Here is a 23,998-nt window from a genome sequence, read left to right on the forward strand (position 1 = left end):
GCTTTCGCCCATCTCGTTGGACGACACTTGAACCGGCAGGCGCGAGTTTTTGACGTCTGCACTCGCGCCAAAAGCCCGTGCCTGCACTGCGCCAGCCTGGCCGCTAGGGCTCGACCAGGCTCCACTGCTTGCTCAGGCGCTTGTCGGAGATCGGGACCTTGGTCCCCAACTGCTGGCCGAACAGCGACACCCGGTACTCTTCCAGCCACCAGCGATACAGTTCCAGTTGCGGGTCGCGCTTGCCTTCCTGGGCATGTTTGTTCAAGCGATTCTGGTACTGACTCCAGAGCCCGCTCAACTCGCCACTCCAGACCCGGTCCTTCTGCACCTGGCCCGGCAGTTTCTCCAGGCGCAGTTCGACCGCCTTGAGGTAACGCGGCAACTCCTTGAGCCAGACAGCCGGCGTTTCGCGCACAAACCCCGAATACACCAGATGGCTCAACTGCTGCTTGATGTCGTTGAGGGCCACGGCTTGCGCCAGGTCGATCTTGCCCTTGAAGCGCTTTTGCAGGCCATGCCAGAGCTTGAGAATCTCCAGGGTCAGGCGTGCCAGGCGCTCGGCGTGCTCGGTCCAGCCACCGCGCTTGCGTTCGGCCAGGGCCGCGAGGCCGGCACCGTCACGCGGCAGTACGGCTTCCCCTTCCAGCACACAGCTGTCCAGGCTCGCCAGCAGGATATCTTCCACCAGTGCTTCGACTCGGCCCAGGTCGCGGTACAGCAGGCCCAGCTCGGTCAGCCCCGGCAACTTGCCGCGCAGGAACTTCGCCGGCTCTGCCAGTTGCTGCAGCAACAGGCGCTGCAAGGCCCGACGATGCTGGAACTCGGCCTCGGCCGGGGTTGAGAAACGCCCCTCCTTGACCGTGCCGCCCTCTTCCACCAGCGCCGGATAGACCGTCATCGACAGCCCGGCGATCTTTTGCTGGGTCTGTTGCGCCACCGTGGCAAATACTTTGGCCTCGACCGGCTGCTGGCTCTTCGCTGTTTGCGCCACCGCCAGGGCGGCCTGGCTGGCCTGGACAAAGCGCGCGGTCAGTTCGGCCAGGTCGCGGCCTTCGCCAAGGAACTTGCCTTCGCCGTCGACCACTTCCAGGTTCATCCGCAAATGGCTCTCGACCTGCTGTTCGGCTTCGGCCCAAGCTTCATCGCTGACCCGCGCCCCGGTCATGCGCAGCAGTTCACGCCCCAGGGCCTGGGGCAACGAGCCCTGGGCGAATTCGATACGCTGCAACGCCGCACGGACAAAATCCGGCACCGGCACGAAATTCTTGCGCAAGGCCTTGGGCAGGTTGCGCACCAGCGCGATGCACTTGGCTTCCAGCAGGCCGGGCACCAGCCACTCCAACCGCTCGGGCGGCAATACCGGCAACAGCGGCGCCGGCACGCGCAGGGTCACGCCATCCCGGGGATGGTTGGGCTCGAAGTGATAACTCAGAGGCAGGGCCAGGTCGCCCAGGTGCAAGGTGTCCGGATAATGGGCGGCGGTGACTTCACTGGCCTCGCGCGCCAGCACATCTTCCTCGCGCATGATCAGCAATTGCGGGTCTTTCTGGCTGTGGACCCGGTACCAGCTGTCGAAGGTCGCGGTCTGGTGGATCTCCGCCGGCAGGCGCGCATCGTAGAAGGCGAACAGGGTTTCCTCGTCGGCCAGGATATCGCGGCGGCGCGCCTTGGCTTCCAGTTCGTCGAGCTGCTCCAGCAAACGGGTATTGGCACTCAGGCACTTGGCCCGCGACTGAATCTCGCCCCGCACCAGCGCCTCGCGGATAAACAGCTCGCGGGATAGGACCGGCTCGATCGGGCCGAAGTGCACCGGCCGCCGCCCAACCACAATCAGGCCAAACAAGGTGATCTGCTCATACGCGACCACTTGGCCACGCTTCTTCTCCCAGTGCGGCTCGAAGTGGTTTTTCTTGATCAGGTGTCCGGCCAGCGGCTCGATCCAGTCCGGCTCGATCTTGGCGACCATGCGCGCATAGAGCTTGGTGGTCTCCACCAGTTCGGCGGTCATCAGCCACTGCGGACGCTTCTTGCCCAGGCCCGAAGAGGGATGAATCCAGAACCGCCGCTGGCGGGCGCCCAGGTAATCGCCCTCCTCGGTCTTCTGGCCAATCTGGCTGAGCAACCCGGACAGCACTGCCTTGTGCAACTTCGGATAATCCGCCGGTTCCTTATTGATGCTCAATTGCAGGTCGCGGCAGATCAGGCTGAGCTGGCGATGGGAGTCGCGCCACTCGCGCAGGCGCAGGTAGTTCAGGAAATTCTTGCGGCACCAGTTGCGCAGCGGGCTGGCAGTCAGCGCCTGGCGCTGCTCCTCGAACCCGCGCCAGACATTGATCAGCCCGGCGAAATCCGAATCGACATCCTTCCACTGCGCGTGCGCCTGATCAGCCGCCTGCTGGCGCTCCGGCGGACGCTCGCGCGGGTCCTGTACCGACATGGCACTGGCGACGATCAACACTTCCTGCAGGCTGCCCAGCTTTGCCGCTTCGAGCAGCATGCGGCCCATTCGCGGGTCCACCGGCAAGCGCGCCAGCTGGCGACCCAGCGGGGTCAACTGGTTCTCGCGGTTGACCGCCGAGAGTTCCTGCAACAGGTTGAAGCCGTCGCTGATGGCCTTGCCATCCGGCGGCTCGATAAACGGAAACGCCGTGATCTCGCCCAGGCGCAGGTGAAGCATCTGCAGGATCACCGCCGCCAGGTTGGTCCGCAGGATCTCGGGGTCGGTAAATTCCGGCCGGCCGTTGAAGTCGTCCTCACTGTAGAGGCGCACGCAGATGCCCGGCTCAACCCGGCCGCAGCGGCCCTTACGTTGATTGGCGCTGGCCTGGGAAATGGCCTCGACAGGCAGGCGCTGGACCTTGGCCCGATAGCTGTAGCGGCTGATCCGCGCGGTGCCGCTGTCGATGACATAACGGATCCCCGGCACCGTCAGCGAGGTTTCGGCGACGTTGGTCGCCAGCACCACCCGGCGCCCCGGATGGGACTGAAAGATCCGTTGCTGCTCGGCCGGTGACAGGCGTGCATACAGCGGCAGGATTTCGGTATGGCGTAGCTGGGCCTTGCGCAGCATCTCAGCAGCGTCGCGGATTTCCCGTTCGCCGGGCAGAAACACCAGTACGTCACCCGGGCTCTTGCGCTCGCGACGCTCGAAGTCGGCAATTTCATCGAGGGTGGCAAGAATCGCCTGGTCCACCGTCAGGTCGTCCTCGACGCTGTTGCCCTCTTCATCCTGCTGGGACGTCAGCGGCCGATACCAGGTGTCGACCGGGAAGGTGCGCCCCGAGACCTCGACAATCGGCGCATCGTTGAAGTGCTTGGAGAAGCGCTCCAGATCGATGGTCGCCGACGTAATGATGACCTTCAGGTCCGGGCGACGCGGCAGCAGGGTCTTGAGGTAGCCCAACAGGAAGTCGATATTGAGGCTGCGTTCATGCGCCTCGTCGACAATGATCGTGTCATAGCGCTCGAGGTAGCGGTCGTTCTGGGTTTCGGCCAGCAGGATACCGTCGGTCATCAGCTTGACCAGGGTATTGGCGTCGCTTTGATCCTCGAACCGCACCTGGTAACCCACCAGTGCACCCAGCGGCGTCGCCAACTCCTCGGCCACTCGGCTGGCCACACTGCGCGCCGCGATTCGCCGTGGTTGGGTATGGCCGATCAGCCCATGCTGGCCACGCCCGATTTCCAGGCAGATCTTCGGCAACTGGGTGGTTTTGCCCGAGCCGGTTTCGCCGGCGATGATCAGCACCTGATGCTTGAGCAGCGCCGCCTTGATCTCATCGCGTTTGGCTGCGATGGGCAGGCTGTCGTCATAGCGAATCAGCGGCACGCTGTCGCGCCGTGCCGTGACCTGGGCGCACGACGCCTGTACCCGCTCGACCCATTGGGCCAGCTTGGCCTCATCGGGTTTCTTGCGCAGTTCGTGCAACTGGCGCCGCAACCGATGACGGTCGGCGAGCATGGCTTGATCGAGGTTTTTCAGCAGTTGGTCGATAGCGGGCGATTCAGTAGTCATAGGCGCGGGAGCTGCAAGCGGCAAGCGAAAAGCAGCAAGGTTAACGCAGCTCTGCATTTATAGCTTGTGGCGCGTTGCTCGCAACGCGCTACGGGCCGCTGCAAGCCCTGAGCTTGCCACGGCTTTTACGCTTCGTGGCCTTTGCGCCGATAGGGGAACACGTCGATGACCTTGCCCGCGCGAATCGCTTCCTGCAGCCCTTTCCAGTAATCGGCGTTGTACAACTCGCCATGCAGTTCGTTGAACAGGCGCCGCTGCCCTGCATCGGCAAACAGGAACGGCGGGAACTCCTCGGGGAACACATCCAGCGGGCCGATCGAGTACCAGGGTTCGGAGGCCATTTCATCCTCCGGGGTACGCGGCTCGGGGATATGCCGGAAGTTGGCCTCGGTCAGAAAGCAGATCTCGTCGTAGTCGTAGAACACCACGCGGCCGTGGCGGGTCACGCCGAAGTTTTTCAACAGCATGTCGCCCGGAAAGATATTCGCCGCCGCCAGCTGCTTGATGGCCAGGCCATAGTCTTCCAGCGCATCGCGGACCTGGGCGTCATTGGCGTTTTCCAGGTAGAGGTTCAGCGGGGTCATGCGCCGCTCGGTCCAACAGTGGCGGATCAGCACGGTGTCGCCATCGACCTCGACGGTCGACGCGGCAACGTCCAGCAACTCGGCCAGGCACGCCGGGTCGAACTTGCTCAGGGGAAAGCGGAAATCGGCGAACTCCTGGGTATCGGCCATGCGCCCAACGCGATCGACACTCTTCACCAGGCGGTACTTCTCGATCACCGTGGCGCGATCGACGTTTTTCGACGGCGAGAACCGGTCCTTGATGATCTTGAACACCGTATTGAAGCCCGGCAGGGTGAACACGCTCATCACCATCCCGCGCACGCCCGGCGCCATGATGAACTGATCATCGGTGCTGGCCAGGTGATTGATCAGCGCCCGGTAGAACTCGGACTTGCCGTGCTTATAGAAGCCAATGGAGGTGTACAGCTCGGCAATGTGCTTGCCCGGCAGGAAGCGCCGCAAAAAGCCGATAAACTCGGCGGGCACCGGCACGTCGACCATAAAATAGGAGCGAGTGAACGAGAAGATGATCGAGACATCCGCCTCGTCGGTAATCAGCGCATCAATCTGGATGCCGCGCCCTTCGCGATGCAGCAGTGGGATCACCAGCGGCCATTGCTCGTCCGGGGTAAAAATCCGCCCGACCAGGTAGGCGCCCTTGTTGCGGTAGAGCACCGAGGAAAACAGCTCGACACTCAGCTGCGGGTCCTTGCAGACCCAGTCCGGCAGGTTTTCACGCAGTTGCGCTTCGAGGCGGCGCATATCGCCCGGCAGGTCGGCGTAATCTTCGCTGAAACGGTAGTCGGCAAAAATCTGCGCCAGCATGTCGGACAGCTCGCCCGCCGGTCGATAGGTCCGGGTCTGTGCGGCCCGCGCACGGCGCAGGGACGGCCGGGTGGTGTGGATGAACATGCAGCCGTCGCTGATCATGTCGTGGCTGAACAGCCCGCAGAACGTCGAGTTGTACCAGGTCTCGGCCAACTCATCGTCAAACCGCAGGTCGATCAGGCTGATATAGGCACTTTTGACCAGCGGCCATAGCGTGGCATCCAGCAGCACGTCTTCTTCGAATCCGGCCCGCAGGCGTGCATTGACCTCGCTGACCTTCTCCTCATAGAGATTGATCCGCGCTGCCGAAGCGGCCTGGGCTTCCTGCCACAGTGCACCTTCGAAACGGGCGCGGGCGCCATCGGTGATTTGGCGGAAATGCTCCCGATAATCATCAAAGCCATCGAGGATCATCCGGGCGATATCGGCGGCGGGCCATGACTGCGGCATAGAACAACCTCTGCGGGTTTGGGATGCCAGAGCTTAGCCAGTGACTTGCGCCAAGAGAATAGTATTTTTCCCACACTAAAGAATTGATTTGACCTACAGCAGCTCTTCGAGAAATCAATACAGTGCATTTCTGACTTCCGCGCAAAAAACGCCCACCGCCCCCCCGATCAGCGCTTAAACGTTTCATCGCCAGCCCTTATGCCAAAAGGCCTGTGCCTTGATTACAGGGTGCGGCACAGCCTATCCCCCTCCCCTGCACGGTCATATTTCGTACAAAAGGTGCTGCCAAACCGGGGTTACCAAGCAAGTAGCACCTTGCTATTACGGAATCTGGCAATCGAACACAGATCCGCCCGACCTGTACTGCCAGTCATCTTCAACTGTCCCGGGAACACATTCATGTCAATCAGAAACATGCGTATCGGTCTAAGAGCCTCTCTGAGTTTTGGTGCCCTGGCGGCGCTGCTGGTAGTGGTCGGCTGCTTCGCCTTGAGCCAGATGGCCAACCTGCGCGAAAGCGCACGCGTGATCGAAGAGTCGTGGATGCCAAGCATCGAGAACATGCACGACGCCAATGCCGAGATCGCCGCCATCCGCATGCAGGCCGTGCAACTTATGACCCCACAGACCCCGGCCGCTCGCAAGCAAAGCCTGAGCGAGCTTGCCGAGAGCCGGCAAAGCCTGCTCACTCGCCTTGCACAGTACGACCCGTACATTGCCAATGATCGCGAGCGTGTGTTGTTTGATCGCCTACAGGCGACCTTCACCCTCTACCTGCAAATCCTGGACAAGGTCTGCAGCCTGCTTGAGACAAGCCAGGCCGACGCCGTCCGCCTGCTCACCGAGCAACTGACGCCCCAGGGGACCGTGCTCGACGAGGATATCGAGAACCTGATTGTCTTCAATCAAAAAGGCGCCGAGATGGCCTCGAAAGACGCTTCCGATGTGTACAGCCAGGCCCAGGTGATCGTCGGCCTGTGCCTGTTCGGCGCACTGCTGGCCACACTCGGCCTGGCACTGGTGCTGACCCGCAGTATTACCCAGCCCATTACCGAAGCCCTGAGCGTGGCAAGCACCATCGCCGCCGGCGACCTGACCAGCACCATCCAGGTCACCGGCCAGGACGAACCGGCACAACTGCTCCAGGCCCTGGCGACCATGCAGGACAACCTGCGCACGACCATTGGCGGGATCAGCGACTCTGCCCGCCAACTGGCGGCCAGCGCCGAGGAAATGAGCACGGTGATGGAAGAAAGCACCCGCGGTCTGCAACGGCAGAACGATGAAATTGAAATGGCCGCCACCGCCGTCACCGAGATGAGCGCAGCGGTCGACGAAGTCGCCGGCAATGCCGTGGCCAGCGCCGATGCCTCCCGCGCCTGCGACACCGACAGCCAGCACGGGCAGCTTCAGGTCAGCGAAACGGTCGCAGCGATCCAGAGCCTGGTCGGCGAGGTCTTGAATGCCTCCGACAAAGCCAAAGGCCTGGCTACCGAAGCCCAGGACATCAGCAAGGTACTGGAAGTGATTCGTGGCATCGCCGGGCAGACCAACCTGCTGGCCCTCAATGCCGCCATCGAGGCCGCTCGTGCAGGCGAAGCCGGGCGTGGTTTTGCCGTGGTCGCCGATGAAGTGCGCTCCCTGGCCCAACGTACCCACGGCTCCACCGAAGAAATCGAACAAATGATCGGCGCCATCCAGCAAGGCACCAGCGCGACTGTCCAGGCCCTGCAAGACAGTGCCGAGCAGGCCGAGCAGACCCTGCTCAAGGCCAGCAGCGCCGGCCAGGCACTGGAAAAAATCACCACATCGGTCGCCCTGATCAACGAGCGCACCCTGGTCATTGCCAGTGCTGCCGAAGAGCAGGCCCTGGTGGCCCGTGAGGTCGACCGTAACCTGGTGAGCATCCGCGACCTGGCCAGCCAGACCGCCACCGGCGCCAACCAGACGTCGGTCGCCAGTGAGGAACTGGCACAACTGGCCATCAACCTGAACGGCCTGGTCAACCGTTTCGTGCTGTAAATCACACTGCGCGATTGCACCCAAAGCTTCACTCGGCAACACTCCTGCGCTCTACCTGGGAGTGTGTCGTGAGACCTGTCGATAGTTTGAACATGCTGCTACTCGCGGCCATCTGGGGTGCCAGCTTTCTGTTTATGCGGATCATCGCGCCGCAACTGGGCACCCTCCCCACGGCGTTCTTTCGTGTTTCGATTGCCGCCGCCGGACTGCTGGTCATCCTGGCGCTGCTGCGCACCCGCTGGGACTTCCAGGGCAAATTCAAGGTCTGCCTGCTGTTGGGCGTGATCAACTCGGGCATTCCGGCCACGCTCTATTCAGTCGCTGCCCAGGTGCTGCCCGCCGGTTACTCGGCAATCCTCAACGCCACCACGCCGCTGATGGGCGTATTGATCGGCGGCCTGTTCTTCAGTGAGAAACTCAGCCCGGTCAAGCTGCTGGGCGTGAGCATCGGGCTATTTGGCGTGGGCATCCTGACCCGTGCTGGCCCGGTGGCCTTTGATCTGCCACTGCTGGTCGGAGCGCTTGCCTGCCTGGGGGCCACCACCTGCTATGGCTTTGCCGGTTTTCTCGCCCGCCGCTGGCTCGACCAGCAAGGCGGCCTCGACCCTCGCCTATCGGCCCTGGGCAGCATGCTCGGGGCAACGCTACTGCTACTGCCCTTGTTCGCCTACAGCGCCATTAGCCAACCACCTGCCAGTTGGGGCGCAGCGGATGTGTGGTGGTCGTTGCTGGGGTTGGGGCTGATCTGCACCGCGCTGGCCTACATCCTCTACTTCCATCTGCTGACCCGCATCGGCCCGGTCAAGTCCATGAGCGTAACCTTCATGATTCCGGTGTTCGGCGTCTTGTGGGGCGCCCTGTGGCTGGACGAGCCGCTGTCAATGGCCCATCTCTATGGTGGCCTGCTGATCGGCCTGGCGCTCTGGCTGGTGCTGCGCCCCGGCGCCATCGCCAAGGGCTAGCCAGCCGGCTGGCCGCCCTGTCGCAGCGGCCAGCCGTTGTTCGCCTATCCCTTGCGGAAAACGAACACCAGCCCGACGATGATCAACAGCATGCCGAACAGGCTCAGCAGCGCCAGGGTATTGCCAAAGATCAGGTAATCCATCACGGCCGTCACCGCCGGCACCAGGTAGAACAGACTGGTGACATTGACCAGGTTGCCGCGGGCAATCAGCCGATACAACAGCACCGTCGCCAGCACCGAGACCACCAGCCCCATCCACAACACCGGCCCGATAAAGCCGGCGCTGTACTCAAAGTGAAACGGCTGGAAAGGCACGAACACCGCACACAGCAACAGCCCGGCCAGGTACTGCAGGGGCAACGTCCCCAAGGGGTTATCGGTGATGCGCTTCTGCATGATCGAGCCAAAGGTCATGCTGGCCAGGGCCAGCAGGCCGAACAGCATCCCGGCCAGCGACATCCCGGCCAGGCCGATGCCCTGGTACACCACCAGTATCAAGCCCGCCAGGCCCAGCCCCAGGCCGAACATGCGTGACCAGGAACGCTGGCGCTCCATCAGGACCGCCGTCAGGATCGGCTGCACGCCCATGATGGTCGCCATCACGCCCGGCGTAACTTTCAGGTCCAGCGCCAGCAGGTAGAAGATCTGGTAGGCGCCCAGCAACACGACGCCCGTAGCCATGGCGTAGAGCATCGGCTGGCCGCCCCGGGGCCGGCGAAACTTGAGCAGCGGCATCAGCAGGCACAGCGCGAACAGGGCAAGAGCAAAACGGATCAGCAGGAACGCGAACGGCGAAGCGTGGGCCAGGCCGATCTTGGAGAAGATCGCGCCACTGCTCCACAGCAGGACAAACAGGCTCGTGGAAGCGGCCGCCGCTACGGATTGTCTGGAAATAGGCAACATGGGTACCACCTGTGATTCAGGCAAAAGCCAACTCAGCCGAGGCTGAAGTTCAGTAGGTTTGTTTCAGGCGGGCAGCAGGGATCAGCGCGTGAGGCTGATCAGCCCGAGTAACCAACGCCTGGCGGTGCTGCGCTGACGCAGACCGGCGTGCTACTGACAGGGGGTGGGTAGTGACTGATCTGCACAGGCTGCTGTTTCCCGCACGGCACAACGCCAGCGTTGACCGCTGAATCGACTACCACGCTGGAAAGGGAAACGGCCATGGACAGATCTTCTGGGAGAGGAAAAAGGACCAGGCGCCGACTATAACCAGCGCCCGATACATTTTGCAATAAGCGCCCAGCCCGTCCTGGGGCCGGACGCCGCGGCATGACGTTATTCGATGATATTGAAGTCGCTCAGGTACTCGTCGCTGATTTCCAGGCCCAGGCCGGGCGTATTGTCGTCGAGCTGGATATAGCCGTTGTCCGGCTGCGGCTCGCCCTTGAACACGTAGTAGAACAATTCGTTGCCGACCTCGACATCGAACACCGGGAAGAACTCGGCCATCGGCGATGCGGTGCTGGCCATGGTCAGGTGGTAGTTGTGCATCTGGCCGGCATGGGGAATCACCGGCACCGACCAGGCTTCGGCCATGGCGTTGATCTTGCGGGCCGCCGTGATGCCGCCGACGCGGTTGGTGTCGTACTGGATCACGTCGACCGCGCGGCGTTCGAGCAGGTCCTTGAAACCGTACGAAGTGAACTCATGTTCGCCGCCGGAAATCGGCATGATGCCCATCTTCTTCAGCTCGATATAGCCTTCGATATCGTCGGCAATCACCGGCTCTTCCAGCCAGCGTGGTTCGAACTCCGCCAGCTTCGGCAGCATCCGCCGGGCGTATTCCAGGGTCCAGCCCATATAGCATTCGAGCATGATGTCGACATCCGGGCCGACCAGCTCACGCAATGCGCGCACCTGTTCGATATTGCGGCGCATGCCTGACGGGCCGTCCTTGGGACCGTAGCCGAAACGCATCTTCATGGCGGTGAAGCCCTGGTCGAGATAACCCTTGGCCTCCTCCAGGAACAGATCGAGGTTGTCGTTGGCATACAGCTTGGAAGCGTAGGTCCAGATCTTTTCCTTGGTACGCCCGCCCAGCAACTTGAACACCGGCTTGTTCACCGCCTTGCCCATGATGTCCCAGATGGCGATATCGATGGCCGAGATCGCCGCCATGCCAATACCCTTGCGGCCCCAGGCGTGGCTCTGGCGGTACATTTTCTGCCAGATGTATTCGTTGTCGAAGGGATCCTCACCGATGGCGATAGGCGCCAGGTAAGTGTCAATGATTTCCTTGGCCACGCGCGGCGCCAGGGCGCAGTTACCGATACCGACAAGACCGGTATCGGTCTCGACTTCCACCACCAGCCAGCCATGGAAACGAAACGAGCCCATGGCATCGCCGCGCTCGAACAGAATGTCACTGGCATTGGTGCAAAAGTGCGCCTGGGGCGGGACAACCTTGCCCTTCCACTCGAATACGCGGGTACGGATCGCTTTGATTTTCATGAATACGGTTCCTTGCAACAGCTATTGAATAGAGATCAACCAACCTGTGCCGGCTTCAAGGTTGAGGGGGAAGTACCGGTGTCCTGGCGCCCGAGTCGCGACAGCAATACCGCGCCAAGCAAGCCGACCACCGCCAGGGCGAACATGCCGGCCCGGGGGTCGGCGAACTGGCTTTCCATCAGGGTCTTGAGGTTCGGCGCGACAAAGCCGCCGAGGTTGCCGATGGAGTTGATCAGGGCAATGCCACCGGCCGCTGCGGCGCCGGTCAGGTAGTTGGTCGGGATGGTCCAGAACAGAGGCTGCACGGCGACGAACCCGGCGGCGGCAAAACAGAAGGCCAGGACCACCGGCACCATGCTCGAACCCAGCGCCGAGGCGGCAATGCCCAGGGCGGCCATCGTCAGCATGCAGACGGCGACACGGCGGTGCTGGCCATTGCGATCGGCATAACGGGTCACCAGGCGGGTCACCACCAGTGCACAGATCCAGGGGATAGCGGTGATCAGCCCGACATTCAGACCGACATGCCCGTCGAGCAGCCCGGCGATACGGGTCGGCAGGTAGAAGACCACGCCATAGACACTCATCTGTACCGTGAAATAGGCCAGGCAGAACTGCAATACGCGACGGCTGCGCAAGGCGCTGAGAAAACCGTGCGGGCCCTGGGCCTGCTTCTTCGCGTCTTCATCGGCCAGGGTGGTTTGCAGCACCTGTTTCTCCTCGGCGCTCAACCAGCGGGCATCGGCCGGCCGGTCCACCAGGTAGAAGTAAGCCGCGACGCCGACCACCGACGCCATCAGGCCTTCGACCACGAACAGCCACTGCCAGTTGGTCAGCCCGAACACACCATGGAACTCCAGCAACCAGCCCGACAGCGGGCTGCCCAGCACCAGGGCCAGTGGCAGGCCGAAGTAGAACAGGCCCAGGGCCTGGCCACGGCTCTGCGCCGGGAACCAGTAGGTGAGGTAGAGAATGATCCCGGGGAAAAACCCGGCTTCGGCGACGCCCAGCAGGAAGCGCAGTACGTAGAAGGTGTTGGCGTCATGGGCAAACATCATCGCAGCCGAGACCAGCCCCCAGGTCACCATGATCCGGCACAGCCAAACCCGTGCGCCCAGGCGGTGCAACATATAGTTGCTCGGGACTTCGAAGAACGCGTAGCCGATAAAGAAGATGCTCGCGCCAAAGGCGAAGGCCGCATCACCCAGGCCGGTGTCGGCCTGCAGCGCGGCCTTGGCAAAACCGACGTTGGACCGGTCGATAAACGCCAGGATGTACATGAGGATCAGGAACGGCAGCAGCCGCAGGCGGCTTTTGGCAATGGCGCGGTGCAGGACCGACGCCGAATCTGGGTAAGTCATAAGGATGTTCCTTAAGTGCCGGTTAACGTCTTGCGGAATAGACAAGACAGGCTTTTTGTATTTGTGCGTACGATCCCTCGGTAAAACCTGGAGGTCATTACCCGTCGATCGCTGAGCCGACTGTAGCCAGCCGACCCGGGAGCGACTAATCACTTATCCCTATCCATTGATCACCCAGGGTTATCGCAGAAGGCGATAAACCCCAACGTCGGGTTATAGGAAGTACTGGTCAGTCAGGTGGATTATTGGCAGGCTCTGATTCCCGTACCGATTACGAGCCGTCACCATGTCCCGAATCCCCGAGGCCCATGTCATCCAGAGTCGCCTGCGGCTGCGCCAGTTGCGCCTGATGCTGGCGCTGGCCGAGCTTGGATCGTTGCGTCGAGCCGCCGACCATATCGGCATGACGCAGCCGGCGGCGACAAAAATGCTCCACGAGGCTGAAGACCTGCTGGGTGTCGAACTGTTCGAGCGCCTGCCCCGGGGAATGCGTGCGACGCCATTCGGCGAGACGGTGATCTATTACGCACGCATGGTCTTCGCCGAAATCAGCGGCATGCGCGAAGAGTTGGTGTCACTCGAGTCGGGCAATCTGGGCAGGGTGACGGTCGGGGTGATTCCAGCGCTGGCCTCGGGCCTGCTGACGCGCACCATTGCGACGCTCAAGCGCAGCCATCCACGGCTCTCGATGAGTATCCAGGTGGACACCAGCGATGTGCTGGTCCAGGCCCTGTTGCAGGATCAACTGGATATCGTGCTAGGCCGCATCCCTGCCGGAGCCAGGGGCGAGGAGCTACTGTTCGACGGTCTGGGCGAGGAAGCCCTGTGCGTGATCGCCGGCGCCCAGCACCCACTGGCAAAAGCCGAACGACTGGAGTGGGCCGACCTGCAGAGCATGACCTGGGTCCTGCAGCAGCATCCCAGCCCGATGCGGGCAATCATCAACCAGGTGTTCGACGATGCCCGGGTCGATATCCCGGGCAGTATCGTCGAAACCACCTCGATGATGACGCTGCTGTCACTGGTGCAGAAGACCGACATGATCGGCTCGATCCCGGTGTCGGTCGTCGAGGAGTACCCCGGGCGCCACCTGCTGGCGGTGCTGCCCATCAACTTTGAGTCGCGCCTGCCACCCTATGGGCTGATACGCCGGCGCCAGCGCCTGCTCTCTTCGGCCATGCAGGCCTTTCTGGCGGCGGTCAAGGCCGAACAGGCCCTGACCGCGCAGGAGTCACCTCAACCAAACAGCCAGTAGCCCAGCAAGACCAGGACCACAGCAGCCAGCACCGGCCGCATGACCCGGTAAGCCTTGGGATGACGGCGCTTCCACTGCTTGACCACACCACTGGTGCGATCACTGAAGCGTTTGCTCCAGGCATAAGCCTGGTTGATCCCGCCGACGCGCTCGTCGTCCAGGTTCTGCGGCGCGGTCGCGCGGCCCAGCCAGGCACTGACGGCCCGGTTGATCGACGTCATGAAGCGATTGCTCAGCGGGCGTTCGATATCGCAGAACAGAATGACCCGCGTCTGCTCGGTCTCGTTCTTGACCCAGTGCACGTAGGTTTCGTCGAACATCACGTCCTCGCCATCGCGCCAAGCATATTCCTGGCCATCGACAAAGATCCGGCAGGCGTCGGAGTTGGGCGTCGACAGGCCCAGGTGGTAGCGCAACGAACCGGCAAACGGGTCGCGATGCGGGTTGAGGTGGCTGCCACCGGGTAGCAGCGCAAACATTGCGCCCTTGACGTTGGGAATCGCGCTGACCAGGGCCACCGTCTTGGGGCACAGCTGCTCGGCCGATGGCAGTGGTTTGTCATACCACTTGAGGTAGAAACGCTTCCAGCCCTTCTTGAAGAACGAACCGAAACCCGCGTCGTTGTTCTTTTCGGCGGCGCGGATATAGCCCTCGTCGAACAGGTGCATGGCTTCTTCGCGGATCACCTGCCAGTTGTCCTTGAGCACATCGAGCTCGGGAAACTTGCTGCGGTCCAGGTAGGGTTTGGACGGCACGGCGGAAAACAGGTACATCAAGGCGTTGTACGGCGCAAATAAGGCGGAATGGTTGACGAACTGGCGCAACACCGGCAGGCGCGCCTTGCCGCGCAGATGCACGTAGAGGATGCTGCCAACGAACAGCAACAGCACTGCAGCCTTGGCGGCAAAGGAAACGGTCATTCAACAACTCCTTGAAAAATAGGCAGGCGAACGGCCTGTGCAGCGTGCTCGGTGAATCGATCAGCCGGCGATTATCAACCTTTGTGAGCTCGGGAAAAACCCGTGCAGATCAATATTCAATGTTGGGAATCGGGCAATAAAGCCCGCCCCCATCCGATCGAGCGGCGTTACTGCTGGTTTTCCTGGTCGGAGAACAGATCGCTGAACAACATGCTCGACAGGTAGCGCTCGCCGGAATCCGGCAGGATGACCACGATAGTCTTACCCTGCATTTCCGGGGTTTCAGCCAGACGTACCGCCACAGCCATCGCCGCACCACAGGAAATCCCGCACAGAATCCCCTCCTCCTGCATCAGGCGCAGTGCCATGGCCTTGGATTCGTCGTCGCTGACCAGTTCGACCCGGTCGACAATCGACAGGTCGAGGTTCTTGGGCACGAAACCGGCGCCAATGCCCTGGATCTTGTGCGGGCTGGGTTTGATTTCTTCACCGGCCAGGGCCTGGGTGATCACCGGCGACGTGGCGGGCTCGACCGCCACCGAGAGGATCGGCTTGCCCTGGGTGTGCTTGATATAGCGCGAGATGCCGCTGATGGTGCCACCGGTCCCGACGCCCGCCACCAACACATCCACCGCACCATCGGTGTCGTTCCAGATTTCCGGACCGGTGGTTTTTTCATGGATAGCCGGGTTCGCCGGGTTATCGAACTGCTGCGGCATAAAGTACAGCGACGGATCGCTGGCCAGAATTTGCGCGGCCTTTTCGATGGCGCCCTTCATGCCCTTGGCCGGTTCGGTCAGGACCAGCTCGGCCCCGAGGGCCTTGAGGACCTTGCGCCGCTCGATGCTCATGGACGCCGGCATGGTCAGCATCAACTTGTAGCCCCGGGCCGCGGCGACAAAGGCCAGGCCAATACCGGTATTGCCCGAGGTGGGTTCGACGATGGTCATGCCCGGCTTGAGCTTGCCACTGCTTTCGGCGTCCCAGATCATGTTCGCGCCGATCCGGCACTTCACCGAATAACCGGGGTTGCGCCCTTCGATCTTGGCCAGGATGGTCACGCCCCGGGGCGCAATGCGATTGATCTGAACCAGGGGCGTATTGCCGATGGAGTGCGCGTTGTCGGAGAAAATGCGGCTCATGGCGGGGGTCCTTGTGCACCGTTGAAGAAGCCCTCAAGGGTATGCCTCGCACCCGCAGGCGTCCAGTCGGGCGCTGCGGCGTCGCGCCACAGTCGGCCCAGGGGCGAGCCATTGCTGACCGGTCACGGTGTGACGGTCCATTCAGAGACTGAATAAGCCGTCTGCGTTCACAGTCGGCCGGGCGCCGCGTTATAGTCGGGCATGCTTTTCCGCCTGCCTGTCCTGAATCCAGGCGTTATCGTTCGAGGAATTACCGATGAAATTCGAAGGCACCCAGGCCTATGTCGCCACCGACGACCTCAAGCTCGCGGTCAACGCCGCCATCACCCTGGAGCGGCCGTTGCTGGTCAAGGGCGAGCCGGGGACCGGCAAGACCATGCTGGCCGAGCAATTGGCCGAATCCTTTGGCGCCCGCCTGATCACCTGGCACATCAAGTCCACCACCAAGGCCCACCAGGGCCTGTATGAATACGATGCGGTCAGCCGCCTGCGCGACTCCCAACTGGGCGTGGACAAGGTCCACGACGTGCGCAACTACCTGAAGAAAGGCAAGCTCTGGGAGGCTTTCGAGTCCGAGGAGCGGGTCATTCTGCTGATCGATGAAATCGACAAGGCCGATATCGAGTTTCCCAACGACTTGCTGCAAGAACTCGACAAGATGGAGTTCTATGTCTACGAGATCGACGAAACCATCAAGGCCAAGCAGCGCCCGATCATCATCATTACCTCCAACAACGAGAAAGAACTGCCGGACGCCTTCCTGCGCCGCTGCTTCTTCCATTACATCGCCTTCCCGGACCGCGTCACGCTGCAGAAAATCGTCGACGTGCACTTCCCCGATATCAAGAAGGACCTGGTCAGCGAAGCCCTCGACGTGTTCTTCGATGTGCGCAAGGTCCCGGGCCTGAAGAAAAAGCCCTCGACCTCCGAACTGGTGGACTGGCTCAAGCTGCTGATGGCCGACAATATCGGCGAAGCGGTACTGCGCGAACGCGATCCGACCAAGGCCATCCCGCCACTGGCCGGTGCCCTGGTCAAGAACGAACAGGATGTACAGCTGCTAGAACGCCTGGCCTTCATGAGCCGGCGCGGCACCCGCTAAGCCCTGATAAGTAAGTACCGACAAGTAAGTGCCGACAAGGGCGACTGCCATGCTGCTCAATCTGTTCAATGAAATGCGCGCCGCCAAGGTGCCGGTCTCGGTCCGCGAACTGCTCGACCTGATCAACGCGCTCAAACAGCGGGTGATCTTTGCCGACATGGACGAGTTCTACTATCTGGCCCGGGCGATCCTGGTCAAGGACGAGCGCCATTTCGACAAGTTCGACCGGGCGTTCTCGGCCTACTTCAAAGGCCTGGAAAAACTCGACGATCATCTCCAGGCGTTGATTCCCGAAGACTGGCTGCGCAAGGAGTTCGAACGCTCGCTGACGGCCGAAGAGCGCGCGCAGATCCAGTCACTGGGTGGCCTGGACAAGCTGATCGAAGAGTTCAAGAAACGCCTCGAAGAGCAGAAGGAACGCCATGCCGGCGGCAACAAGTGGATTGGTACCGGCGGCACCAGCCCCTTCGGCTCCGGCGGTTTCAACCCGGAAGGGATTCGCGTCGGCGATGCCGGCAAGCGCCAGGGCAAGGCGGTCAAGGTCTGGGACCAACGCGAATACAAGAACCTCGACGATCAGGTCGAGCTCGGCACGCGCAATATCAAGATCGCCCTGCGGCGCCTGCGCAAGTTCGCGCGCCAGGGTGCCGCCGAAGAGCTGGATATCGACGGCACCATCGACCATACCGCGCGCGATGCCGGCCTGCTCAACATCCAGATGCGTCCGGAGCGGCGCAACACCATCAAACTGCTGCTGTTATTCGATATCGGCGGTTCGATGGATGCCCACGTCAAGATCTGCGAAGAGTTGTTTTCGGCCTGCAAGACCGAGTTCAAGCACCTGGAGTACTTCTACTTCCACAACTTCATCTATGAGTCGGTGTGGAAGAACAACCTGCGCCGGGGCTCGGAACGCACGTCAACCCAGGACCTGCTGCACAAGTACGGTGCCGACTACAAAGTGATCTTTATCGGCGACGCGGCCATGGCGCCCTACGAGATCACCCAGGCCGGCGGCAGCGTCGAGCACTGGAACGAAGAGCCGGGCTATGTGTGGATGCAACGCTTTATGGCCAAATACAAGAAACTGATCTGGATAAACCCTTACCCCAAGGACACCTGGCACTACACCGCCTCGACCACTCTAGTGCGCGACCTGATCGAAGACCAGATGTACCCGCTGACCTTGCGCGGGCTGGAAGAAGGCATGCGCTTCCTGTCCAAGTAACCGTTGCCCTTGCCACTGTCGGAGCAAGCCGGCTCTGACAGTGCCAGGGGACGAAGGCTTACCAGCCCCGCTCGCGCCGGGCCAGCCGCTCGCGCTGGCGTTTGCCGCCCAGGACCACCCAGTCCACCAGGCGGAAAAAACCCTCGACCACAAACGAGAACAGCAGGGCGAACGCCATGCCCCAGCCAATCGCCTCGGGCGACAGCAAGACCTGGTAGGTATAGCCCTTGTAGGTTTCCTCGCGAATCGCCGGGTCGGCGGCGTAGGCCACCTGCAGCGCCCGCATATACCAGGGGCCCTGCAACGCCTGCCACTGGTCATCGAGCAGACGCTGGCGGGTCAGCAGGTGCCCAAGGCTGTCGGCATCACTGCGAAACACCGGATCCTCGCTGGCGCGGTAATGGGCCACCAGCGCTTGCAGGTCGCCATTAAAAAACTGCTCGGCTGTCTTCTGAAAGCCCGTCAGGCCATTTTGCGCCTCGAGCATATGGGCCTCGACCCGCTTGGTGTAGTCGCTGATAAACCCCGGCACCTGAACGCCGATCAGCAGGCCCAGGGCAAACAGGATCAATCGCAGATAACTCAGCCACATTGCCGGCGTCCTTATTCAGTCATGCCCTGGCTGACGCATTCACCGCGTCGCCACAGGCTCCATTGGCCCGGCTGGTAGCGGGTCCAGGTTTCGTTTTCGGTCAGGGGTTCGGTGGCAATCACCGTCACCACGTCATTGGGCGTGGTTTCGGCCTGGAAGTCGACGATCACATCGACGTCCTTCAAGCGGGCCGGGCCAAATGGCGCCCGCCGAGTAATCTGTGCCAGCTTGGTCGAGCAGTAGCAAAACAGCCAGTCGCCATCGCTGAGCAGGCCGTTGAAAACGCCCTTGCCGCGGTACTCGGCGCAGGCCTGCAACAGAATCGGCAGCAGTTGCTCGATCTCCACCGGCTCCGGAAAATGCTCACGCACCCGGTTCAGCAGATCACAGAACGCCGCCTCGCTGTCGGTATCGCCAACCGGGCGGTAAAAGCTCATGGCGGGCGCAAAGCCGGCCAACTGGCCGTTATGGGCAAAGCACCAGTTGCGGCCCCACAGTTCGCGTACAAAAGGATGGGTATTGGCCAGGCAGACCTTGCCGACATTGGCCTGGCGAATATGGCCGATCACCACTTCGCTCTTGATCGGGTAGCGCTGGACCAGTTGCGCCACCTGGGACTCGCAGCTCGCCGCCGGGTCCTGGAACAGGCGCAACCCGCGCCCCTCGTAGAAACCGATGCCCCAGCCATCGCGGTGGGGGCCGGTCCGGCCACCGCGCTGCATCAGCCCGGTAAAGCTGAACACAATGTCGGTCGGCACATTGGCGCTCATGCCCAGTAATTCACACATGCTTGGACTCTCGCTTCAGTGCAGGGGCAAAAGGCTTACAGCCGCGGCTCGACCCGTGGACGGTTGGCCGACAGCGGTTCGGGCCGACCGTAACGGTGGTCGCTGGCAAAGGGTTCATCTTCCTCGGCCTGACGGGCGGCCTCACTGCGGGCCTGTTCGGCCTGCAAGCGGCGCGCCTTGCCCGCACGCTCCAGGGGCCAGCGAATCAGGACAAAGAGCAGGTAGAGCGCAAAGACGATGATGGCGTACATAAACAGATCGGAAATCGCCCGCCAGGCGTTGTTGCCGACCTTGAACAGCATGTCCAGGGCGGTAATGGCCACAGCGGGGGCGAACTTTTCCTTCACCGGATCAATGATGGTCGGGCTGAACAGCAGCACGGCCACCAGCAGCCGCAAGGGCTCGCGCAACCAGCGCCAGGTCCAGCGGGTCAGGCGAAACCACACCAGCAGGCAACCCAGGGCGGCGAAGGCATACAGCCCCCAGGCGATCAGATAGTCGTTCTCGGTCATGGTGTCCATGGCAAGGCAAGCAAATTGGCGCTTATCATAACGGCTTTTCGCCAGCCAGGCTGCACCGGCTTGAGCGTCCCACGACCGGACTATCGCCCATGACTCGCACTTCCCTCCCCCACAGTGCCCCACTGGCCCGCCGGGCCGACGGCCCAGATCCGTACGCCTGGCTGCAGGAACGCGACAGCGACGAGGTCCTCGACTACCTCAAGGCCGAAAATGCCTATGTGGACGCCCAACTAGCCGACCAGGCACCGCTGCGCGAAACGCTGTTCGAAGAGATCAAGGGCCGCATCCGCGAAACCGACCTCTCGCTGCCTTCCCCTTGGGGGCCTTACCTGTATTACACGCGGACCACGGCGGGCGATGAATACCCACGCCACTACCGCTGCCCGCGCCCGGCCGACGACAGCCAGCAGATCGACGAACAGGCCGAGGAACTGCTGCTCGACCCCAACGCCCTGGCCAATGGCGGTTTCTTCGCTCTGGGCGCCTTCAATATCAGCCCGGACCACCAGCGCCTGGCCTACAGCCTCGACACCAGTGGCGAAGAAATCTACCAGCTCTATGTCAAGGAGCTGGCCAGCGGCGACGTACACGCCCTGCCCTTCGAGGACTGCGACGGCAGCATGACCTGGGCCAATGACAGCCAGACCCTGTTCTTCGCTACCTTGGACGATACCCACCGCCCCCATCGACTGCACCGCCATCGCCTGGGCGAGTCGCAGGCCAGCCAGGTCTTCGAAGAAAGCGACGGACGCTTCTTCCTGCACTGCTACCGCACCAGCTCCGAACGGCACCTGGTCCTGCTGCTCGACAGCAAGACCACCAGCGAAGCCTGGGTGCTGGACGCCGAGACCCCGCATCAGCCGTTCACCTGCCTGGCGCCCCGGGTCGAGGGCCATGAGTACGCCATTGACCACGGCCGCCGGGACGGGCAGTGGTGCTGGTTTATCCGCAGCAACCAGGCCGGCATCAACTTTGCGCTCTACCAGGCCCTCGACCAGGGCATCCCCCAGCGCCAGGACTGGCAGGTACTGATCCCCCATAGCGACAGCGTGATGCTCGAAGGCCTCAACCTGAACGCCTCGGCCATGACCCTGAGCCTGCGTGAAGGCGGCCTGCCGATCATCGAGGTCCATCCCCACGGCCAACCCGCCTACCGCGTGCAGTTGCCCGATGCGGCCTACAGCCTCTATGTACAGGATGGGCTGGAATTCAACAGCGACCGGATTCGCCTGCGTTACGAGGCCTTGAATCGCCCGGCCCAGGTCCGCCAGTTGACACTGGCCGACGGCACCCAGCAGGTGCTCAAGGAAACCCCGGTACTCGGCCCGTTCGACCCCGATGCCTATATCAGCCAGCGCCTTTGGGCAACAGCACTGGACGGCACCCAGGTGCCGATCAGCCTGGTGGTCAAGCGCGACGCCCTGGGCCAGCCGACCCCGCTCTACCTGTATGGCTACGGCGCCTATGGCGAAAGCCTCGACCCGTGGTTCTCCCATGCCCGCCTTAGCCTGCTCGACCGTGGCGTGGCCTTCGCCATCGCCCATGTACGCGGCGGCGGCGAGCTGGGAGAAGCCTGGTATCGCGCCGGCAAGCAGGAACACAAGCACAATACCTTCAGCGACTTTATCGCCTGTGCCGAGCACCTGATCGCCACGGGGCACACCCGGGCCGACCAACTGGCGATCAGCGGCGGCAGCGCCGGCGGCTTGCTGATCGGTGCGGTGCTCAATCAGCGCCCGGAGCTGTTCAAGGTGGCGATTGCCGAGGTGCCCTTTGTCGATGTCCTCAACACCATGCTCGACCCCGATCTGCCGCTGACCGTGACCGAGTACGATGAGTGGGGCAACCCCGAGGAGCCGCAGGTTCATGCACGGATCAAGGCCTATGCACCGTACGAGAATGTACAGGCCCAGGCCTACCCGGCCATGCTGGTAATCGCTGGTTACAACGACAGCCGCGTGCAGTATTGGGAAGCCGCGAAGTGGGTCGCCCGCCTGCGCGCCACCAAGACCGACGACAACCTCCTGCTGCTCAAGACCGAGCTGGGTGCCGGTCATGGCGGCATGAGCGGCCGCTACCAGGGATTACGTGACGTAGCCCTCGAATATGCCTTTGTGTTCAGGACACTCGGGGTGGCGTGAGGAACTCCTGCCAGCATCCCGGTCTTACCCCATGCCGCACGCGCGAATCCCCAGGCATTCGCGCGATCGACTCACTCAGCCACTCAGCGAGGCGCCATGACAAAAGCCACCCTGCTCAATAATGAAATCAGTGACCGGCTGATGGACTGCGGGCTATTCGACACCCTATTACCCGCCGACGTTAAAATCGCGGCGGGCTACTTCAGCATCAGCAGCATTGCCCAGGGCGAAGAGATCTTTCACGAAGGCGATGCCGGCACATTTATGTGCATCATCCACAGTGGCAGCGTGGCAGTGCGCAAACGCAATGACGACGGCCAGCAGGTCGATATCGCCACCCTGCGCAGCGGCCGGGCCTTCGGCGAAATGGCGGTGCTCGATGGCGAGCGGCGCTCGGCCAGTTGCGTCGCGGCCAGCGATTGCCAGTTGCTCAACCTGGGCAAGGACTCCCTGGAGAAAATGCTCAACAATGCGCCGCGAATCGCCGCACAGATCATTCGTGCCATCGCCATCTCCCTGTCCAGGCGCTTGCGCATGGCCGACGGCCAGTTGCTGGCCCAGCAAGTCTAGCTGCCGTTGCCGGACGTCTTCGGGGCACTCTGTTGCAGACCCGGCAGCGGCTGATCGGTCGGCGGTTTGGGCAGATTGATCGGTGGCAGCGGCAGCACACTGCCACTTGAACCCCGGGGCAGCGGCACCGCCGAGGGCACCACCGGCGGATAGGGGTTGGGCGTCGCGGTTCCCGGCGAGCCAGGCACGGCTGCCCCCGGCACCGCCAGCAAATCCTGCGCCGCCTGTGCACTTAACGAGAGCATGCCCAGCGCAATGGCCGTTACAATGCCGCCTTTGATCCCGCTTGCTCTGTCCATCGTGCCATCATCCGCTCCAGGTGCCGGCTTCCAAGGCTACTCGCAACCTGGCGGCTTTGCCTTCTCCAATGAGATCTCCATGAAACGTTTCGTTCTGCTCGACACCACCCCGATTCCGGACAATGGCGGCGCCCTGTGCCTGTTCGAGTATGGCGAAGACTTCGTGATCAAGATCCAGGGCGGCGACGGCGGGCAACTGATGAACACCCGCATGCACGGCTCCGAAGATGCCCTGGCCGAGATTCCCTGCCGCAAGGTCGCCGGCCGGCCGGGGTCGCGGGTGCTGATCGGCGGGCTGGGCATGGGCTTCACCCTGGCCTCGGCGCTCAAGCACCTGGGCAAACAGGCCGAGGTGGTCGTCGCCGAACTGGTGCCCGGCGTGGTCGAGTGGAATCGCGGCGCCCTGGGTGAAAAGTCCGGCCGCCCGTTGCAAGACCCGCGCACGGTCATTCGCCTGGAAGACGTGGCCAAGGTCCTGCAAGCCGAACCCAATGGCTTCGACGCAATCATGCTCGACGTCGACAACGGCCCCGAAGGCCTGACCCAGAAAGCCAATAGCTGGCTCTATTCCGCCGGTGGCCTGAGTGCCTGCGCCAAGGCCTTGCGGCCCAAGGGCGTGCTGGCAGTCTGGTCGGCCAGCGCTGATCGGCAGTTTTCCGACAAACTGCGCAAGGCTGGCTTCAAGGCCGAAGAAGTCCAGGTCTTTGCCCATGGCAATAAAGGCACCCGACACACCATCTGGATTGCCGAGAAGCTCAAGGGCTGAGCTAAACTGCCCGT

19 protein-coding genes are annotated in these 23,998 nt (G+C 62.3%); 8 read left to right on the forward strand and 11 right to left on the reverse strand.

Annotated elements, in window-relative coordinates:
* Window positions 1-103 precede the first annotated feature (103 nt).
* Together hrpA and aceK are read right to left on the reverse strand one after the other, a co-directional pair.
* Complete coding sequence (hrpA, locus tag NPS46_RS02360) at window positions 104-4,015, reverse strand: ATP-dependent RNA helicase HrpA (RefSeq protein WP_274104779.1); 3,912 nt, start codon at window positions 4,013-4,015, stop codon at window positions 104-106.
* 125 nt (window positions 4,016-4,140) lie between these two features.
* Complete coding sequence (aceK, locus tag NPS46_RS02365) at window positions 4,141-5,859, reverse strand: bifunctional isocitrate dehydrogenase kinase/phosphatase (RefSeq protein WP_274104780.1); 1,719 nt, start codon at window positions 5,857-5,859, stop codon at window positions 4,141-4,143.
* Between the two features lie 414 nt (window positions 5,860-6,273).
* Between aceK and NPS46_RS02370 the strand changes: the two genes are divergently transcribed.
* Window positions 6,274-7,881 carry a methyl-accepting chemotaxis protein gene (locus NPS46_RS02370; protein WP_425312688.1) on the forward strand — a complete coding sequence of 536 codons (1,608 nt, stop codon included), beginning with the start codon at window positions 6,274-6,276 and terminating at the stop codon, window positions 7,879-7,881.
* A gap of 68 nt (window positions 7,882-7,949) precedes the next feature.
* A complete protein-coding gene (locus NPS46_RS02375) occupies window positions 7,950-8,843 on the forward strand; it encodes a DMT family transporter (protein ID WP_274104782.1) in 894 nt (297 codons plus the stop codon).
* Window positions 8,844-8,887: 44 nt separating this feature from the next.
* Here NPS46_RS02375 and NPS46_RS02380 read toward each other — a convergent pair whose 3' ends face one another.
* The 3 genes from NPS46_RS02380 to NPS46_RS02390 form a co-directional block, all read right to left on the reverse strand.
* Window positions 8,888-9,748, reverse strand: a complete 861-nt coding sequence (locus tag NPS46_RS02380) for a DMT family transporter (protein WP_274104783.1) — start codon at window positions 9,746-9,748, stop codon at window positions 8,888-8,890.
* 375 nt (window positions 9,749-10,123) lie between these two features.
* Entirely contained in the window at window positions 10,124-11,299 is a 1,176-nt protein-coding gene (locus tag NPS46_RS02385) for an L-rhamnonate dehydratase (protein ID WP_274104784.1), read from the reverse strand.
* Window positions 11,300-11,334: 35 nt separating this feature from the next.
* Complete coding sequence (locus tag NPS46_RS02390; RefSeq protein ID WP_274104785.1) at window positions 11,335-12,660, reverse strand: MFS transporter; 1,326 nt, start codon at window positions 12,658-12,660, stop codon at window positions 11,335-11,337.
* 286 nt (window positions 12,661-12,946) lie between these two features.
* Between NPS46_RS02390 and NPS46_RS02395 the strand changes: the two genes are divergently transcribed.
* On the forward strand, window positions 12,947-13,915 hold the full coding sequence (locus NPS46_RS02395) for a LysR family transcriptional regulator (protein WP_274104786.1): 969 nt from the start codon (window positions 12,947-12,949) through the stop codon (window positions 13,913-13,915).
* Here the strand turns inward: NPS46_RS02395 and NPS46_RS02400 are convergent.
* Together NPS46_RS02400 and cysK are read right to left on the reverse strand one after the other, a co-directional pair.
* Window positions 13,897-14,835 (reverse strand): aspartyl/asparaginyl beta-hydroxylase domain-containing protein, encoded by a 939-nt coding sequence (locus tag NPS46_RS02400; protein WP_274104787.1) that lies wholly within the window; start codon window positions 14,833-14,835, stop codon window positions 13,897-13,899. The two genes, NPS46_RS02395 and NPS46_RS02400, sit on opposite strands and share 19 nt — an antisense overlap.
* A 167-nt stretch (window positions 14,836-15,002) precedes the next feature.
* Window positions 15,003-15,977, reverse strand: coding sequence for a cysteine synthase A (gene cysK / locus NPS46_RS02405; RefSeq protein ID WP_274104788.1), 975 nt, complete (start codon window positions 15,975-15,977; stop codon window positions 15,003-15,005).
* Window positions 15,978-16,233: 256 nt separating this feature from the next.
* Between cysK and NPS46_RS02410 the strand changes: the two genes are divergently transcribed.
* Together NPS46_RS02410 and NPS46_RS02415 are read left to right on the forward strand one after the other, a co-directional pair.
* Complete coding sequence (locus tag NPS46_RS02410) at window positions 16,234-17,079, forward strand: AAA family ATPase (protein ID WP_274104789.1); 846 nt, start codon at window positions 16,234-16,236, stop codon at window positions 17,077-17,079.
* 49 nt (window positions 17,080-17,128) lie between these two features.
* Window positions 17,129-18,307: a vWA domain-containing protein gene (locus tag NPS46_RS02415; protein ID WP_274104790.1), complete on the forward strand. Its 1,179-nt coding sequence runs from the start codon at window positions 17,129-17,131 to the stop codon at window positions 18,305-18,307.
* A gap of 58 nt (window positions 18,308-18,365) precedes the next feature.
* Here NPS46_RS02415 and NPS46_RS02420 read toward each other — a convergent pair whose 3' ends face one another.
* From NPS46_RS02420 to NPS46_RS02430, 3 genes are read right to left on the reverse strand one after another with little or no spacing between them, the layout of a single operon-like run.
* Window positions 18,366-18,899 carry a DUF2937 family protein gene (locus NPS46_RS02420; protein ID WP_274104791.1) on the reverse strand — a complete coding sequence of 178 codons (534 nt, stop codon included), beginning with the start codon at window positions 18,897-18,899 and terminating at the stop codon, window positions 18,366-18,368.
* An 11-nt stretch (window positions 18,900-18,910) separates the two neighbouring features.
* Entirely contained in the window at window positions 18,911-19,687 is a 777-nt protein-coding gene (locus tag NPS46_RS02425; protein ID WP_274104792.1) for a class II glutamine amidotransferase, read from the reverse strand.
* 35 nt (window positions 19,688-19,722) lie between these two features.
* Window positions 19,723-20,208 (reverse strand): MFS transporter, encoded by a 486-nt coding sequence (locus tag NPS46_RS02430; protein ID WP_274104793.1) that lies wholly within the window; start codon window positions 20,206-20,208, stop codon window positions 19,723-19,725.
* 89 nt (window positions 20,209-20,297) lie between these two features.
* Between NPS46_RS02430 and NPS46_RS02435 the strand changes: the two genes are divergently transcribed.
* Both NPS46_RS02435 and NPS46_RS02440 read left to right on the forward strand, forming a co-directional pair.
* Window positions 20,298-22,349 (forward strand): S9 family peptidase, encoded by a 2,052-nt coding sequence (locus NPS46_RS02435; RefSeq protein ID WP_274104794.1) that lies wholly within the window; start codon window positions 20,298-20,300, stop codon window positions 22,347-22,349.
* Between the two features lie 96 nt (window positions 22,350-22,445).
* On the forward strand, window positions 22,446-22,919 hold the full coding sequence (locus NPS46_RS02440) for a cyclic nucleotide-binding domain-containing protein (RefSeq protein ID WP_274104795.1): 474 nt from the start codon (window positions 22,446-22,448) through the stop codon (window positions 22,917-22,919).
* On the opposite strand, the gene NPS46_RS02445 is transcribed toward NPS46_RS02440, so the two are convergent.
* Complete coding sequence (locus tag NPS46_RS02445) at window positions 22,916-23,218, reverse strand: hypothetical protein (protein ID WP_274104796.1); 303 nt, start codon at window positions 23,216-23,218, stop codon at window positions 22,916-22,918. The two genes, NPS46_RS02440 and NPS46_RS02445, sit on opposite strands and share 4 nt — an antisense overlap.
* 79 nt (window positions 23,219-23,297) lie before the next feature.
* On the opposite strand from NPS46_RS02445, the gene NPS46_RS02450 reads away from it, so the two are divergent.
* On the forward strand, window positions 23,298-23,984 hold the full coding sequence (locus tag NPS46_RS02450) for a spermidine synthase (RefSeq protein ID WP_274104797.1): 687 nt from the start codon (window positions 23,298-23,300) through the stop codon (window positions 23,982-23,984).
* The last annotated feature ends 14 nt before the right edge of the window (window positions 23,985-23,998 follow it).

Source organism: Pseudomonas putida (assembly GCF_028682395.1).
GTDB classification, from domain to species: domain Bacteria; phylum Pseudomonadota; class Gammaproteobacteria; order Pseudomonadales; family Pseudomonadaceae; genus Aquipseudomonas; species Aquipseudomonas putida_AB.